This is a genomic window from Microbacterium sp. LWH7-1.2 (assembly GCF_038397755.1).
In the GTDB taxonomy this organism is placed as follows: Bacteria; Actinomycetota; Actinomycetes; order Actinomycetales; family Microbacteriaceae; genus Microbacterium.
The window spans coordinates 1,643,507-1,659,160 of record NZ_CP151637.1; the positions used below are offsets into that span (position 1 = coordinate 1,643,507).

The following is a 15,654-nucleotide window of genomic DNA, read 5'->3' on the forward strand; positions in this document are numbered from 1 at the left end:
TCACACCACCCGCTCGCCGACACGTGCCACGTCGTCGGCGCCGGCGCGTGCGGCTCGTGCGGGGTCGGTACGGTGAACGCCGCGGCGCCGCGACTTGCCGGCACGCTGCGGTTCCGGGGCGGGCACGATCGCCTCGCCCACGAAGCGCCGCAGCGCGAGCGTGAACGGCGATCGCGGTGCAACGCCGGCGATGGGCTGCGACGCGAGGATCGCGGCATCCGCGGATCTCGGGTCCTGCGGGAGGAACCACACGTCCTCGATGCCGCCGAAGCGGTCCAGCGTGCGGCGCACCTGCCCGCGGGCGCCGATGCCGAGCGTTCCCGGGCGGAGCCGGTTGGCGACGACCGCCACCGGGGTCGCGCCGATCGTGGCGCGCAGGTCCGCGTGTCCGCGGAGGAACCGTGCGACGCCGACGGGGTCGGCCGCGACCACTGCCACCACGAGGTCGGCGGCGCGCAAAGCGGCGAGCGTCGCGGCATTGCGGCGCGGGCCGTCGAGGTCGCTCATGATCTCTTCGTCGCGCTCGAGCGACGAAGCGACGTCGACCACCGTGTACTCGGCCCATTCGCGGCAGGCGGCGAGGGCGGCGGCCACGCGCCGGTCGCTCAGCTCCGGCCAGCGGGAGGGCCGGTTGATGCCCGTGAGCACGTCCACGCCGGTGCGCCCGAGCGGCACGGCGATGCGGGTGAGTTCGCGCGCGTCCAGGCCGCCGAGTTCGGCCTGCCGGCACGCGGCGGCGAATCCCGGGCCCTCGTCGGCGAGGCCGAGCGTCAGCGCGAGCGACGGGGCGAGCGTGTCGGCGTCGACGAGCGCGACGTGGCGTCCGCCGCGGGCGAGCTCGACGGCGAGCTCCGCCGCGACGGTGGAGCGCCCCGGCGCTCCGGCGGGGCCCCACACGGCGATCACCCGCGGCTGAGGGCGCATGGACGCTGAGGCGGCCGTCGCCCGGGGTGCGGCCGAGAGCGCCTCTGCGACGCGCCACGGCTCGGCGTGCATGCTCAGCGGGACCTCGAGTCCGCACGACGCGGCGATCCGCTCCCCTGCGGCGTCTTCGACGAGGGGAACGACGCGCGTCCCCGCGCGGTCGCAGAGGGCGACGACGGTGGGCGACATCGTGGCGCGCGACACCGCGACCACCAGCGCGTCGGCGTCGGCGAGGGCCCGGAGCATCGACTCGGCGTCGGCGCCCAGCATCGCATCCGCCGCGGCGAGGGCGGGAGCGGATGCCGGGACCTCCGCGATCACGTCGATCCCCTCTCGCCGCAGCCCGTCGGCGAGGAGCCCCGCATCGTCGACGGCGACGACGACCCTCACGAGCCGGATCCCGTCGCGGGGACGATGGACAGCGCGGACTCCTCGGCCATCGCTGCGAGCGTGGCTGGAACGTCGGAGCGCGGGATGACGAGCTCGAGGGCGGCCGCGCCGCCGCCGATCATGGAGTCGTCCCGCGTCACCGACACGACGGTGGCGTCGGCGACGAGGATGCGCGGCTCGTCGTACGCACCCTGTTCCCCGAGCGGTGCCGACCATACTTCGACGACGCTGCCCGCTTCGACCGACGCCGGGACGTCGACGGCGCTGCGTACGACGACGCTCGTGGTACGGGCCGAGGCGGGATCGCCGACGGATGCCGCGGGCACGAGTTCGCCCGCCTCGATCGTACGGGTCGCGACCACGGGGTCATCGAGGTCGTCGGCCGTGAGGTACGTGCCGGCGAGGGTGCCGAGCGCGACGTCGACGACCTTCAGGTCGCCGGTGCCGATCGCCTCGCCCGGGACGATCGTATGCGCGGCCGCGTACACCTCGACGGTCTGCCGCGCGGCCGACACGACGAGCCACACGCCGACGACGGATGCCGCCACGAGGAGCACGCCGAGGAAGAACCGCGCGTCGCCCCAGAAGGCGCGGCGCGGGGTGCGGACGGGGTCGTGGGCGGCGGTCATGCGTCCATCGTCGCCGACTCGGGACGAGGGCGTCGGGCGTTATCCACAGGGGTGGGAGCGCCCGGCCCGCTCTGGGGAGGCAGGTCCATAATGGGGGCATGTCAGATGACCCGACGTCCGACGCGCGTCTCTACGCACCTGCCCAGGTGGGCGAGGTGCTCGGCGTATCTGTCGACGAGGTCATGGCTCTTGTCCACGAAGGGCGTCTGCGGGGTCTGCGCGTCGGTTCCCCCGCGCGCTGGCGGATCGATGCGGCGAGCGTCGGAGAATACCTCGACGATCAGGCCGAGGAGGCACGGCGCATGGCGCTCTGGCGTCAGTCTCAGAACGCCAGCTTCCCCGAGCTGTGGGGCGGGAGCATCATCCGCCACCCGGACTGAGCCGGCACCTCCGCGGATGCGCAGCCGATCGCTGATCAGGGGATCGGGGGCGCCGCGTCGGCCCGGATCCACCCGATCGCCGTGAAGGGCACCAGCCGATAGCCCGAGACGGCGTCGGCGCGCCGCGGCGCGCCCGGGTCGTGCACCGCGAGGTCGAGGTGGTCCGCGCCGGCGCGATCGATCGTGCCGGTGAGGACCCGCCCCGAGACGAGGTGCACCGCGACACCGACCCGTCGCCGCACGAGGTCGCGCAGGACGAAGCCGAAGGTGAGCCGATCGGCGAGGGGCGAGCGCGGCGGCGCAGGACGCGCCGTGCGCAGCAGGTCGGCATGCGGCATGCCCACCGCGCCGATCGTGGCGACCGGCACGATCACCGCGCCGCCCGGACCATCGGCCGGCGCCAGAGCGACCCAGTCGGCGCCCACGCCCGTCACCGACGCGCGCAGCGTCGCGCCGTCGGTGAGGTCGAACGACGCGACCGTCGGCGCGACACCGTCTCGGGCCGCAAGCAGCGTCAGCCGCTCCGAGAGCTGCACCCGCGAGAGCCGCAGGCGCTCGGCTTCGGTGTCGAGCGCGGCGCGCTCAGCCTCCCATTCGGAGGCGAGCTGATCCTCGAGGTCGTCGAAGAAGCGGTCCCAGCGCACTCAGCGAGAGTAGGGCACCACGGCCGATCGGTCCGCGAGTTATCCACAGCCGACCAGGCCCGATTTTCCTGAGAGTTCGCTGTGTGGTCTACTGTCCGGGAAGACATCCCCCTGTCCAGATTGGCACCCATGGCAACGACGCCCGCGGGCACCGCCCGCGTACCGTACGCGTCCCGCAGCAGCGCGCAGGTCGCGGAGTTCTTCGCGCCGCAGCGGACGCCGTCCACCGCTCTCCCCGCTCCGGAGACGTTTCTGCGCAACCTCACCGTCGGCGTGCTCGAGGTCTTCGCGGGTGTGCGCGAGGTCGACCAACTCGCCCGCTGGCTCACCGAGGACGCCTACCGCAAGCTCCTGACGCGCGCGAACCTCGCGACGCGGGCGCGCAGCGCACGCGGCGTGGCGGCGAAGCGCCCCGTGCACACGATCATGTCGGTGCACGAATCGTCCCCCGCCGACGGCATCATCGAAGCGGTCGTCGTCGTCCGCGGACCGGCGCGGACGCGCGCCCTCGCCGTGCGGATCGAGGGCATGGACGGCCGCTGGCGCGCGACCTCGCTCGCGCTGCTCTGACGCACCCGCCGACTCACGCCGCACGCCGCAGGCCGTCGCATGCGCGGTGCGCCGGCGCCCACCGGCCCGGCGACGGAACCGGCCTCGACGATGCGGCCGGTCCCGTCGTCAGCTCTTGTCGTCCTTGTCGATGAGGTCGAGCAGCGACCGGAGAGCGTCGCGGATCTCGTAGTGATCGTGCTGACCCGCACGGCTCTCCGCCGCGATCACGCCCGACCGGTGGACCTTCTTGAAGTCGCCCACCGGGAACGAATACGCCTGTTTCGTCTCCTCGTTCTCCCGGTGGTCGATGCCGACGTGCCAGTGGGAGAACTCCGTCCATCCCTCTCGCTCGATGTACGAGTTCTCCTCGTCGGCTGTCGGTGCGGCCTCCGACCAGTCGTCGCGTACATCGCGCACGACCTTCCCGTCCCGGATGAGCGCGCGCAGATGGCGCAGCGCCGGCTGGTTCAGTTCGATGGACATGGCGCGAAGCTACGACGCCGTCCCTCGTCACGCGAGGGGGTTGACGGATGCCGCGGGCCGCGGCATCCGTCGCTTCACTGCTTGTACGACGAGAGGAAGTTGCCCAGGCGCTCGACGGCCTCGGACAGCACGCGTGCCTCGGGCAGCGTGACGATGCGCAGATGGTCGGGGGTCGGCCAGTTGAAGCCGGTCCCCTGCACGAGCAGGACGTGCTCGGCGACGAGGAAGTCGTAGACGAGCTTGGCGTCGTCGCGGATCTCGTACACGTCCGGGTCGAGGCGCGGGAACGCGTAGAGCGCGCCCTGAGGCTTGAGGCACGTCACGCCGGGGATCCGCTCGAGGCCCTCCCACGCGGCATCCCGCTGCTCGTGAAGGCGCCCCTCGGGGGCGATGAGCGCGTCGATCGACTGCACCCCCGAAAGCGCCGCCTGGACCGCGTGCTGCGCCGGGACGTTCGGGCACAGCCGCGTGGAGGCCAGCAGCTGGATGCCCTCCAGGAACCCGGCGGCGTGCTTCTTGGGACCCGTGATGACGAGCCAGCCGGAGCGGTAGCCGGCCACGCGATACGTCTTGGAGAGTCCGTTGAACGTGAGGCACAGCAGGTCGGGCGCGAGCGTCGCGAGCGGGATGTGCTGCGCGTCGTCGAACAGGATCCGGTCGTAGATCTCGTCCGAGAGCAGCAGCAGCGAGTTCTCGCGCGCGATCTCGATGATCCCGTCGAGCACCTCGCGGCTGTAGACGGCGCCGGTGGGATTGTTCGGATTGATCACGACGATCGCCTTGGTGCGCGGCGTGACCTTCTCGCGGATGTCTTCCAGCGAGGGCTGCCACCCGTCGTCGGGATCGCACCGATAGTGCACCGGGGTGCCGCCGGCGAGGCTGGTCATCGCGGTCCACAGCGGGTAGTCCGGCGCCGGGATCAGCACCTCGTCGCCCTCGTCGAGGAGTGCCTGCATCGTCATCGTGATGAGCTCGGACACGCCGTTGCCGAGGTAGACGTCGTCGGGGTCGAACTGCGGGAAGCCGGGGACCTGTTCGTACCGCGACACGACCGCGCGCCGCGCCGACATGATGCCCTTGCTGTCGCTGTAGCCGTGCGCATGCGGCACGGCCTCGATCATGTCGCGCACGATCTGGAACGGCGCCTCGAATCCGAACACCGCCGGGTTGCCGGTGTTGAGCTTGAGGATCGTGTGCCCCTCGTCCTGCAGCCGGTCGGCCTCGGCCAGTGCCGCCCCGCGGATCTCGTAGAGAACGTTCTGGAGCTTGCTCGACTGATCGAGGGGACGGAGGGGACTCATCGCCCCAGGATATCCGCGGCCGAGGAGGGCCAATGAACGCCAGGTGGCCCGCGCTCCGGCGCGGGCCACCTGAGGGGTGTCCTACTTCTTTCGCTGCTCGGCCGCGCGACGCTGCGCGCGGTTCAGCGGCGCCGGCGCCGCGGCAGTGGCCTCGGCATCCGTCCGCTGGCCGAAGGCGCCGCGCTGCGGCTCGGCGGCAGGCGCCTGCTGCGGGGCGGGTGCCGCGGCGGCGGCGGCCGCCGCCTGACGCAGGCGGGAGGTCGCCGCCTGCTGCACCTGGCCGCGGTCGTTGCGCACCTCGACCTCACCGGCGTCGTTCGACGCCGAGTACTGCAGGCGCTGGTTGTCGACGGGCTGAGCGCCGAGACCCTTGGCCTCGACCTGAGTGACCTGCTCGGCCCCGGCCTCACCCTGACGGCGGACCTCGACCTCGAGGTTGTAGAGGTAGCCGACCGACTCCTCCTTGATCTGCCCCATCATCGCCTGGAACATCTGGTAGCCCTCGCGCTGGTACTCGATGAGCGGGTCGCGCTGGGCCATCGCGCGCAGGCCGATGCCGTCCTTGAGGTAGTCCATCTCGTAGAGGTGGTCGCGCCAGCGCCGGTCGAGCACCTGCAGCACGACGCGCCGTTCGAGCTCGCGCGTCGCGGCCTCGCCGAGCGTGTTCTGCCGTGTGTCGTATGCGATGCGCGCGTCGGAGAGGATCTCGCGCTTGAGGCCCTCTGAGGTGATCCCGCCCTTACGACCGGCGGCCTCGGCCACGACCTCGTCGATGGTCACGCCGACCGGGTAGAGGGTCTTGAGCTCCGTCCACAGCGCGTCGAAGTCCCAGTTCTCACTGTGACCTGCGCCGGTGTGGTCGTCGATGACGGCGTTGATGGCGTCTTCGATGAAGTGCTGCACGCGGTCGGCGATGTCGTCGCCCTGCAGGATGTGGCGACGGTCGGAGTAGATCGCCTCACGCTGGCGGTTGAGGACGTCGTCGTACTTGAGGACGTTCTTGCGGATCTCGGCGTTGCGCGCCTCGACCTGGCTCTGCGCCGACTTGATCGCGCGCGTGACCATGCCCGACTCGATCGCGACGTCGTCGGGGAAATTGGTGCGGGCGATGATCGCCTCGGCCGCGCCGGACTGGAAGAGGCGCATGAGGTCGTCGGTGAGCGACAGATAGAAGCGGCTCTCGCCGGGGTCGCCCTGACGGCCCGAGCGACCGCGCAGCTGGTTGTCGATGCGGCGCGACTCGTGGCGCTCGGTGCCGAGGACGTACAGCCCGCCCGCCTCGACGACCTTGGTGCTCTCCTGGGCGACGCGGTCGCGCATGGACTCGTACACGGCGTCCCACTCGGCCTCGTACTCGTCGGGCGTCTCGACGGGGTCGAGGCCCTTCGTCTTCATCTCCTGCACCGCGAGGAACTCGGCGTTGCCCCCGAGCATGATGTCGGTGCCGCGGCCGGCCATGTTGGTGGCGACCGTGACAGCGCCCAGGCGTCCGGCGCGCGCGACGATCTCGGCCTCGCGTGCGTGGTTCTTCGCGTTCAGGACCTCGTGCTTGATGCCCTTCTTCGCCAGCAGGCGCGACAGGTACTCGCTCTTCTCGACGCTGACAGTGCCGACGAGCACGGGCTGGCCCGACTCGTGGCGCTGGGCGATGTCTTCGACGACCTGCGCGAACTTCGCGGTCTCGTTCTTGTACACGAGGTCGGACTGGTCCTTGCGGATCATGGGCTTGTTCGTCGGGATCGGCACGACACCGAGCTGGTAGGTGGACATGAACTCGGCCGCCTCGGTCTCGGCGGTACCCGTCATGCCCGCGAGCTTGTCGTACAGGCGGAAGTAGTTCTGCAGCGTGACGGTGGCGAGCGTCTGGTTCTCGGCCTTGACCGGCACGGCCTCCTTGGCCTCGATCGCCTGGTGGATGCCCTCGTTGTAGCGGCGGCCGACCAGGATGCGGCCGGTGTGCTCGTCGACGATCATGACCTCGTCGTTCATCACGACGTAGTCGGTGTCGCGCTTGAAGAGCGCCAGCGCCTTGATCGAGTTGTTCAGGAACGAGATGAGCGGCGTGTTCGCCGACTCGTACAGGTTGTCGATGCCGAGGTAGTCCTCGACCTTCTCGATGCCGGGCTCGAGGACGCCGATGGTGCGCTTCTTCTCGTCGACCTCGTAGTCGACGCCCGCCTCGAGCGTCTTCGCGATCTTCGCGAACTCGACGAACCAGCGATTCGCCTCGCCCGACGAGGGCCCCGAGATGATGAGCGGTGTACGCGCCTCGTCGATGAGGATGGAGTCGACCTCGTCGACGATCGCGTAGAAGTGACCGCGCTGGACGAGGTCCTCCTTGCGCCACGCCATGTTGTCGCGCAGGTAGTCGAAGCCGAACTCGTTGTTCGTGCCGTACGTGATGTCGCAGTTGTACTGCTCCCGGCGCACCTCGGGCGTCTGGCCGGCGACGATCGTTCCAGTCGTCATGCCGAGCGCGCGGTAGATGCGGCCCATCAGCTCGGACTGGTACGACGCGAGGAAGTCGTTGACCGTGACGACGTGGACGCCCTCGCCCGCGATCGCATTGAGGTACACGGGGAAGGCGCCGGTGAGCGTCTTGCCCTCACCGGTCTTCATCTCGGCGATGTTGCCGAGGTGCAGGGCGGCGCCGCCCATGATCTGCACGTCGTAGGCGCGCTGGCCGAGCGTGCGCTTCGCGGCCTCTCGGACGGCGGCGAACGCCTCCGGCATGAGCTGGTCGAGCGTCTCGCCGGCCTGGTAGCGGGCCCGCAGCTCGGCGGTCTCCCCGCGCAGCTCCTCGTCAGTGAGGTGCTCGTAGTCCTCTTCGAGGGCGCCGACGGCCTTCACGACCTGCTGGAGCCGCCGGAGGATGCGACCCTCACCGGCGCGAAGCAGTTTCTCGAGGGGGTTGGCCACGGAGTGTCTCCATCTTCTGGCTTTCGGGAGCGGCGCAACGGCGCCAGTGCCGCCCGGGTGCATGGCCCCAGGCATACCTGCCTATGTTATCCACCCGTGACCTTGGTGTGCGCTGGGTGTACTCGTCCGCATGCGCGACACGCGCAGGGGCGCAGCATCCGTCCGATTGCATTCCGGGTATGCATATACTCGGTGACTACATACTCGGTATGCCCCCTACGGAGAGGTGCGACATGGTTGTCTGGCGTCGATGGATCTTCCCGATCCTGCTGGTGCTCGTGCTGGGAATCGCGGCGGCCGCGCTGGTGAAGATCGCCTTCTTCCCCGACTCGGCGCCCGCCGCCGCGGCACAGCCTTCCGCGCAGATCGCCGATCCGGTCGTCCCCGTCGAGCGGGGGGCCGTCACCAACGCACTCAGCCTGCCGGGCACGATCGCCAGGGATGGCGGGTATCCGATCCGCTCCGAGATCGACGGCACCGTCACTGCGGTACATGTCGGCGAGGGGCAGACGGTCACCGCGGGGCAGAAGCTCTTCACCATCAAGCAGGCCGACCCTGTCAAGAACATCGATGTCCTGGCTCCCGAGGCGGGCGACGTGACCGAGATCACCGTCGTGAAGGGGCAGCCCGCCACGATCGGCGGCGAGCTCGCCTCGCTGACGCCCGCCCGGTTCCACGTCCAGGCCACGGTCGACCCGGTGCAGCTGTACCGCCTGCAGGGTGCGCCGTCGGAGGGATCCGTGACGATCCAGGGCGGCCCCGCGCCTTTCACGTGCACCGGGCTCAAGGTCTCCGTCGCCGAGGACGGCACCACCACCGTCACCTGCGCAGTGTCGGCCGACCAGGTCGTGTTCGCGGGGCTGCAGGCGCAGCTCGACATCGACCTCGGCACGGTCTCGGACGTGCTCGTCGTGCCGACCACCGCGGTCAAGGGCGGGTCGGGAACCGGCGTCGTCTGGGTGGATGCCGGCACCGGCGAGCTGGAGGAACGGGACGTCGCGCTCGGGGTGAGCGACGGGGCCATCGTCGAGGTGACCGAAGGGATCGAGGAGGGCGAGCAGGTGCGCCAGTACGTGCCCGGCGTCCTCGCGGGCGAGGACCCCGTCTGCTACGACGACGGCATGGGCGGCGAGTACTGCGAGCCCGCGGGGTGGAGCTGGTGACCCTCGTCCGCCTCGAAGGCGTCGCCAAGCACGTGCTGCTGCCCGACGACAGCCGCCTCGACATCCTGCGCGGCATCGACCTCGCCGTCGCCGCGGGAGACCACGTCGCGATCGTCGGGCGCAGCGGCTCCGGCAAGTCCACGCTCCTGAATCTGATGGGCATGCTGGACCGCCCGTCCGAGGGCGCGGTGTGGTTCCGCGGGGAACCGGTCCGCAAGATGAGGCGCGGCAAGCTCGACAGACTGCGTGGGCGCAACGTCGGCTTCGTCTTCCAGCAGTTCAACCTGCTCGCGGGGCGCACGGCGCTCGAGAACGTCGAGATGCCGCTCGGCTACGCGACCGGCCGGGAGTTCTGGCGCCGCCGGCGCACCGCGACCGAGATGCTCGAGCGCGTCGGCCTCGGCCATCGCGTCGAGTCGACGCCCGAGCAGATGTCGGGCGGCGAGCAGCAGCGCGTGGCGATCGCCCGCGCCCTCGTCCGTCGCCCGGCGCTGATCCTCGCCGACGAGCCCACCGGCGCCCTCGATGTCGAGACGGGCGGGACGGTCATGGAACTCCTCGACGACATCGCCTCCGAGGCGGACGCCGCGCTCGTGACGATCACGCACGACCTTCACGTCGCCGCTCGCGCCCGGCGGCACTACCGCCTCGACGCCGGTGTGCTCACGCCGTTCGATCTCGGCAGCACGCCGATGCCCCCGGTGGCGGACTCGTCCGCACCCGAACTGGCGGCGAGCGTGGAGGAGCCGGACGCCGGGGTCGAGGCATCCGTCGACGTCGCAACGTGGGAAGGCGAACCGGAGCATGCGGAGGTGACATCGTGAGCGGCCTCATCGGAGCGCTGGGCGAAGCGTGGTCGGAGCTGCGCCACCACAAACTGCGGGTGCTGCTGAGCCTCATCGGCATCGCGGTCTCGGTCGGCGCGCTGACCGCCGTCGTCGCCCTCAGCGAGTACCAGCGGCAGCAGATGGCGGAGCAGTCGGACCAGAGCGGCGGGAGGCCCGCCACGCTGTCGATCACGGCCTCGCGCACCGACGGTGCGCCGATGGACTGGGAGTCGTTCGACGCCCACCTCGATCGCGTCGCGGAACGGTACTCGTTCTCGCACCTCACGCGCATCGTCGACCCGGTGCAGCTCGAGGTGCAGACGCCGGAGCAGGTGCGGCCGGTGATGGCGCGCCTCGTCGACCCCGCCTACGCGGTGATCCACCGCTCCCCCGTCCTCGAGGGGCGCTGGTTCCAGGACGCGGACTCCCAACTGCTGGCTCCCCCGGTCGTGATCACGGAGGCGCTGTGGGATGTCTACGGGCGGCCCGCACTCGGCCCGGGATTCGCGCTGAGCCTGCAGGGCGACCTCACCGGGCAGTACACCGTCGTCGGCGTGACGCCGCGTCTGTACGCCGGCGACGAGGAGAAGCGCGTGACGCTCATGTTCGACTCCTACGCCGCGCGCCGCGATGCGCTGCCGGCTGACGCCATGATCGCGTGGGAGACGTGGGTGCCGGAGGACGGCGTCGCCGACCTCGGGCCTGCGCTCGCGGCGGATCTGCGTGCCGGGCAGGACGACATCCAGGTCAACGTCAGCCGCACCGACTGGGCCTCGCGGCCCGACGCCCAGAGCTCGATGGCCGCGTTCGAGGTCATCACCGGGGGCATCGCCGGGCTCGTGCTGCTTCTCGGCGGTCTCGGACTCGTCAACATCCAGCTGGTCGCGATGCGTCAGCGCATCCGCGAGATCGGCGTGCGCCGCAGCTTCGGCGCGACGCAGGGCCGCATCTTCACCTCGGTCCTGCTCGAGAGCGTCGTGGCGACGGCAGTCGCGGGCGTGATCGGCATCGCGATCGCCGTCGCGGTGCTGAGGGCGCCGTTCGTCATGGACATGTTCTCCGGTCTGCAGGACGTCCCGCCCTTCCCGGTGCGCGCCGCGGTCACCGGGCTCGTCGCAGCCGTCGCGATCGGCGCACTGGCCGGGTTCATCCCGGCGCTCATGGCGGTGCGTTCCAACGTCATCGACGCACTCCGCTTCTAGCTGTCCAAGCTTCCGACCCTCCACCCGAAGGAGATCCTCATGTCCGTCCGACAGAGTCTGCTCGCGATCCTCGATCAGGGCCCGTGCTACGGCTACCAGCTGCGCGCCGAGTTCGATCGGCGCACCGGATCGACCTGGCCGCTCAACGTGGGCCAGATCTACAACACGCTCGACCGCCTCGAGCGCGACGGACTCGTCGAGAAGGGCGACGTCGACGAGCACGGTCACGTCTACTGGGAGATCACCGATGCCGGAGCCGCCGAGGTGCGGGAGTGGCTGGCCTCCCCGGTGCAGCGCGCGCAGGGCACCCGTGACGAGCTGGCGATCAAGCTCGCGGTCGCCGCGACTCTGCCCGGGGTGGAGGTGGCGGACATCATCCAGGCGCAGCGCCGCGCCTCGCTCGCGCAGCTGCAGGAGCTCAACCGCGCCAAGTACTCCGGCGCGAACCCCGACGGCCCGGAAGAGCTGGCGTGGTCGCTCGTCGTCGACTCCATGATCTTCTCGGCCGAAGCGGAGGTCCGCTGGCTCGACCACTCCGAGCAGCGCCTGGCGCTGCACCCGCATCACGCCATGACGCTCGAGCTCTCGACCGACAAGCCCAAGCGCGGCCGCCCGGCTCGCGCCGAGGCATCCGTTCCTGCCGAGAAGGCACGATGACCGACACCGTGCTGCGCCTCATCGGGGTGACGCAGCAGTACGGCACAGGGGCGACCGCCGTCTCGGCGCTCTCCGGCGTCGACTTCGACGTGAGCCAGGGCGAGCTCGTCGCGGTGATGGGCCCGTCAGGCTCGGGCAAGTCGACGCTGCTGTCGATCGCGGGCGGGCTCGCCATCCCGACGACCGGGGAGGTGATCGTAGAGGGCAAGTACCTCAGCGAGCAGACTCCGGCGCAGCTGGCCCGACTGCGGCGCCGCTCGCTCGGGTTCGTGTTCCAGGACTTCAACCTCATCCCCACGCTGACCGCGCTCGAGAACGTCACGCTGCCCCTCGAGCTCGACGGGTTCCGGGCGCGGGTCGCTCGTCGCGCCGGGCGGGACGCCCTCGCGTCGGTCGGACTCGAGAACAAGGCCGATTCCTACCCCGACGATCTGTCGGGCGGCCAGCAGCAGCGCGTGGCGATCGCCAGAGCCGTCGTCGGGGGCCGCCGGCTGATCCTCGCCGACGAGCCCACCGGCGCGCTCGACTCGGTGACCGGCGAGATGGTGCTGAAGATGCTGCGCGCACGGGTGGATGCCGGGGCGGCCGGCATCCTCGTCACCCACGAGGCCCGCCACGCCGCCTTCGCCGACCGCATCGTCTTCCTCCGCGACGGCCGCATCGTGGACGAGTCGCGCCGCGCGAGCGCGGACTCGCTGCTGGCGGCCCGATGACGGAACTGCTCGACGCTCCCCGCCTCCACACGGCAGACGGCACGGATGCTGCGTTCTCGCGTCGTGCGCCGGGCCGGGGGCGCTGGCGGGTCGCCGCGCGTCTGGCGCGACGTCAGACGTGGCGGACCAAAGGAGCGAGCGCACTCGTCGTGACGCTGGTCGCACTGCCCGTCGCCGGGCTGGCCGGCACAGCCGCCTTCTGGGAATCCCACAATGCGTCGCCGCAGGAGCGTGTCGTGCTCGAGCTGGGCGCGAACGAGGCCTGGCTCGAGGTCGCCGGCGGACCCGACCCGACGCGGTGGCAGGCGGTGGATCAGCCGTACGACAACGGGGTGGCCACCGACGCGTCCGGAGCCCCGCTGCACCCGATCCTCCCCCTTCCGACCGAGCTGCCCCACGTCGTCCCGGCCGATGCGACGGTGTTGCCGGTGCAGCAGTACGGGTCGGCCGCGGTCGAGACCCGGGACGGAGTCGCTTGGCTCACGGCGACCGCGGGCGAGGTGTGGGCGCCGTCGTTCGCCGGCCTTTACGTGCCGATCGACGGCGTCGCTCCGACGCGCCCCGATGAGTTCATGGCCACGCCCGGCGCGCTGGAGCGCATCGGCGCGGAGATCGGCGACGCGATCGACTTCCCCGACGCGGGCGTCACGCTGACCGTCACCGGCACGATGCGACCCGTCGGCGCCGAGGCGACGAGTGTCACGCTGTTCCTTCCGACGAACATGGCGGCCCCCGACGGGCCCGCGACCAACCGCTGGTACGTGGCGGACTGGCAGCCCGACGTCGCGCAGCTTGCCGCTCTCAATCGCGAGGGGTTCATCGCCTACGCCCGCGATCTCGTGTTGGATCCCCCGGCCGCAGCGCCGCGGACGACGTGGGACGACGATTCGCTCGCGCTGTGGAACGTCCTGCTCGTCGGGGCGATCGCGGCCGCGATCTGCGGCTACATCACCGTCCTCCTCTCTGGCGCTGCCTTCTCGGTGACGGCCCGCCGGCAGCGGCGGGCACTCGCGGTCGCGGCCAGCGTGGGCGCGGCCCATGGCGATGTCTTCCGAGTCGTTCTGCTGCAAGGAACGGTCCTCGGCGTCGTCGGTGGGTTCGTGGGCACCGCCGTCGGGCTCGGAGCCGCCGCGGTCGTGCTCGCGGCAACCGACCGCGGCGCGCTCGGCACGTTCTGGGGCAACTTCGGCTTCACCGTGCCCTGGCACCTGATCGTGCCGATCATCGGCTTCGCCGTGCTCGTCGGCACGATCGCGGCCGTCGCACCCGCACGGGCGGCGATGCGCGGCGATACGCTCGCCGCGCTGCGCGGCGCCCGGCGCCCCGCCCTGCTCAGACCGCACCGGCCGGCGTCGGGGCTCCTCGTCATGGTCATCGGCGTCGTGGCGCTCGTCCTGGGCGGGATGTACATGGCGACGACGGTCGCCACCCGGGGCGACACGGACACGCCGCCCTTCTACGCCGCGGTCTATGCGGTCGCACTCGGGCCGATCGTCTTTCAGATCGGTCTGCTGATCCCGTCGCATTGGGTGCTCGTGCAGCTCTCGAAGGCGGCGTCGCGCGTCGGGCTCGCCCCGCGTCTCGCGAGTCGCGATGCCGCAGCGCACCCGTCGCGTGTGGTGCCGGCCTTCGCCGTGATCGGTGCGAGCGTCTTCGCGGCGTCGTTCGTGCTCTCGCTGACCGCGATGACGGCGGCGGGCAATGCGCGCCAGCACTGGTATCAGGCGCCTGAAGGCGCACTGTCGGTACAGCTGTGGCAGACAGGAACCGATGCGACCGACGAGCTGATGGCGGCGGCCGCGGAGATCGTGGCGTCGACGACGCCGCGCTCGACGGCGCTGGTCGAGGCGCCGGCGTGGCCTGCAGTCGATGCCACGGGCACTCCCTCCGATCCCGCAGCCCACACGTTCGCGGCGGCACGTCAGAGCTACGAGTGGTGCGCGCCGGACTGCGAGCTTCAAGCCCATGAGGCCGCCACGGGCACGCTGTCGATCGTCGACCCGTCGGACGTCGAGACGCTCCTCGGCATACCGCTCGACGACGCTGCGCGTGCGACCCTGCAGGACGGTGGCGCGATCGTCACCGATCCGGGCTTCCTCACGACCGACAGCCGGCTGATCGTGACGGAGTGGGCGGTCACGGACTATCTCGAGCTCATGCAGACGAGCGGCGGTTCGACCGCGGAGCCCGCGGCGGGGCATCCGCTCCCCGCCGTTCTGGTCGATCCCGGCCACCAGCAGCCGTTCCAGATCATCATCGCGCCCCGCACGGCGGCCGCCCTCGGCGTGACGTCGACGCCCAACGCGATCATCGCGACGTACGACGAGCCGCTGCCCGCCGCGACGGTCGACAAGCTGACGGGACAGACGGTCGACCTGCGCGTTTCGGCGGATGCCGGGCTCTACGCGCACGTCGAGACCGGTCCCGCGCCGATCGATCCCTGGCTGTGGCTCATCACGGCGGTCGCGGTCACGCTGGTCGTCGCCGCCGCGGCGGTGAGTCTCGGCCTCGCGCGGTTCGAGCGCCGGCCCGACGACGCGACGCTGACCGCGATCGGCGGCAGTCGCCTGCTGCGGCGCAACGTCGATGCCTGGCAGGCCGCGATCATCGTGGGCGTCGGAGCGGTCATCGGCACAGCGACCGGGGCGCTATCGGTGTGGGGCTATGCGAAGGCGAACCCGCAGTCGTACCTCCTGGCGGACACGCCCTGGCCTTGGCTGGCCGTCCTCGGCCTCGCGCTGCCGGGCGCCGTGACCGTCGTCGCCTGGCTGGTGCCGCCGCGGAACCCGGATCTGACCCGCCGCACGGCCATCACCTGAGTCATCCCGATGGGGTGCTGGGAAGCGGCATCCTGTCGCCTCACAGGCGCA

14 protein-coding genes are annotated in these 15,654 nt (G+C 71.1%); 8 read left to right on the top strand and 6 right to left on the bottom strand.

Features of this window, described 5'->3' with window-relative positions:
* Both MRBLWH7_RS07835 and MRBLWH7_RS07840 read right to left on the bottom strand, forming a co-directional pair.
* On the bottom strand, positions 1-1,314 hold the full coding sequence (locus tag MRBLWH7_RS07835; protein ID WP_342000842.1) for a P-loop NTPase: 1,314 nt from the start codon (positions 1,312-1,314) through the stop codon (positions 1-3).
* A complete protein-coding gene (locus MRBLWH7_RS07840; protein ID WP_342000843.1) occupies positions 1,311-1,943 on the bottom strand; it encodes an SAF domain-containing protein in 633 nt (210 codons plus the stop codon). The genes MRBLWH7_RS07835 and MRBLWH7_RS07840 overlap by 4 nt, the downstream gene beginning before the upstream one ends.
* Positions 1,944-2,041: 98 nt before the next feature.
* On the opposite strand from MRBLWH7_RS07840, the gene MRBLWH7_RS07845 reads away from it, so the two are divergent.
* Complete coding sequence (locus tag MRBLWH7_RS07845) at positions 2,042-2,323, top strand: excisionase family DNA-binding protein (protein ID WP_342000844.1); 282 nt, start codon at positions 2,042-2,044, stop codon at positions 2,321-2,323.
* A gap of 35 nt (positions 2,324-2,358) precedes the next feature.
* Here MRBLWH7_RS07845 and MRBLWH7_RS07850 read toward each other — a convergent pair whose 3' ends face one another.
* Positions 2,359-2,967 carry a hypothetical protein gene (locus MRBLWH7_RS07850; RefSeq protein WP_342000845.1) on the bottom strand — a complete coding sequence of 203 codons (609 nt, stop codon included), beginning with the start codon at positions 2,965-2,967 and terminating at the stop codon, positions 2,359-2,361.
* A gap of 129 nt (positions 2,968-3,096) precedes the next feature.
* Here MRBLWH7_RS07850 and MRBLWH7_RS07855 point away from each other — a divergent pair, with 129 nt between their 5' ends.
* Positions 3,097-3,537 carry an Rv3235 family protein gene (locus tag MRBLWH7_RS07855; RefSeq protein WP_342000847.1) on the top strand — a complete coding sequence of 147 codons (441 nt, stop codon included), beginning with the start codon at positions 3,097-3,099 and terminating at the stop codon, positions 3,535-3,537.
* Positions 3,538-3,645: 108 nt separating this feature from the next.
* Here the strand turns inward: MRBLWH7_RS07855 and MRBLWH7_RS07860 are convergent, their stop codons facing one another.
* From MRBLWH7_RS07860 to secA, 3 genes are all read right to left on the bottom strand, one after another.
* Positions 3,646-4,002, bottom strand: a complete 357-nt coding sequence (locus MRBLWH7_RS07860) for a hypothetical protein (RefSeq protein WP_342000849.1) — start codon at positions 4,000-4,002, stop codon at positions 3,646-3,648.
* Between the two features lie 74 nt (positions 4,003-4,076).
* On the bottom strand, positions 4,077-5,303 hold the full coding sequence (locus tag MRBLWH7_RS07865; protein WP_342000851.1) for a pyridoxal phosphate-dependent aminotransferase: 1,227 nt from the start codon (positions 5,301-5,303) through the stop codon (positions 4,077-4,079).
* An 81-nt stretch (positions 5,304-5,384) separates the two neighbouring features.
* Complete coding sequence (gene secA / locus MRBLWH7_RS07870) at positions 5,385-8,222, bottom strand: preprotein translocase subunit SecA (RefSeq protein ID WP_342000853.1); 2,838 nt, start codon at positions 8,220-8,222, stop codon at positions 5,385-5,387.
* Positions 8,223-8,455: 233 nt separating this feature from the next.
* Between secA and MRBLWH7_RS07875 the strand changes: the two genes are divergently transcribed.
* The 6 genes from MRBLWH7_RS07875 to MRBLWH7_RS07900 are packed head-to-tail and all read left to right on the top strand — an operon-like array spanning position 8,456 to position 15,603.
* A complete protein-coding gene (locus MRBLWH7_RS07875) occupies positions 8,456-9,385 on the top strand; it encodes a biotin/lipoyl-binding protein (protein WP_342000854.1) in 930 nt (309 codons plus the stop codon).
* Positions 9,382-10,209, top strand: a complete 828-nt coding sequence (locus MRBLWH7_RS07880; protein WP_342000856.1) for an ABC transporter ATP-binding protein — start codon at positions 9,382-9,384, stop codon at positions 10,207-10,209. The genes MRBLWH7_RS07875 and MRBLWH7_RS07880 overlap by 4 nt, the downstream gene beginning before the upstream one ends.
* On the top strand, positions 10,206-11,414 hold the full coding sequence (locus MRBLWH7_RS07885) for an ABC transporter permease (protein ID WP_342000858.1): 1,209 nt from the start codon (positions 10,206-10,208) through the stop codon (positions 11,412-11,414). Before MRBLWH7_RS07880 ends, MRBLWH7_RS07885 begins: the two co-directional genes overlap by 4 nt.
* A gap of 39 nt (positions 11,415-11,453) precedes the next feature.
* Positions 11,454-12,071 carry a PadR family transcriptional regulator gene (locus MRBLWH7_RS07890; protein WP_342000860.1) on the top strand — a complete coding sequence of 206 codons (618 nt, stop codon included), beginning with the start codon at positions 11,454-11,456 and terminating at the stop codon, positions 12,069-12,071.
* A complete protein-coding gene (locus MRBLWH7_RS07895; protein ID WP_342000862.1) occupies positions 12,068-12,784 on the top strand; it encodes an ABC transporter ATP-binding protein in 717 nt (238 codons plus the stop codon). Before MRBLWH7_RS07890 ends, MRBLWH7_RS07895 begins: the two co-directional genes overlap by 4 nt.
* Positions 12,781-15,603, top strand: coding sequence for an FtsX-like permease family protein (locus MRBLWH7_RS07900; RefSeq protein WP_342000865.1), 2,823 nt, complete (start codon positions 12,781-12,783; stop codon positions 15,601-15,603). The genes MRBLWH7_RS07895 and MRBLWH7_RS07900 overlap by 4 nt, the downstream gene beginning before the upstream one ends.
* The last annotated feature ends 51 nt before the right edge of the window (positions 15,604-15,654 follow it).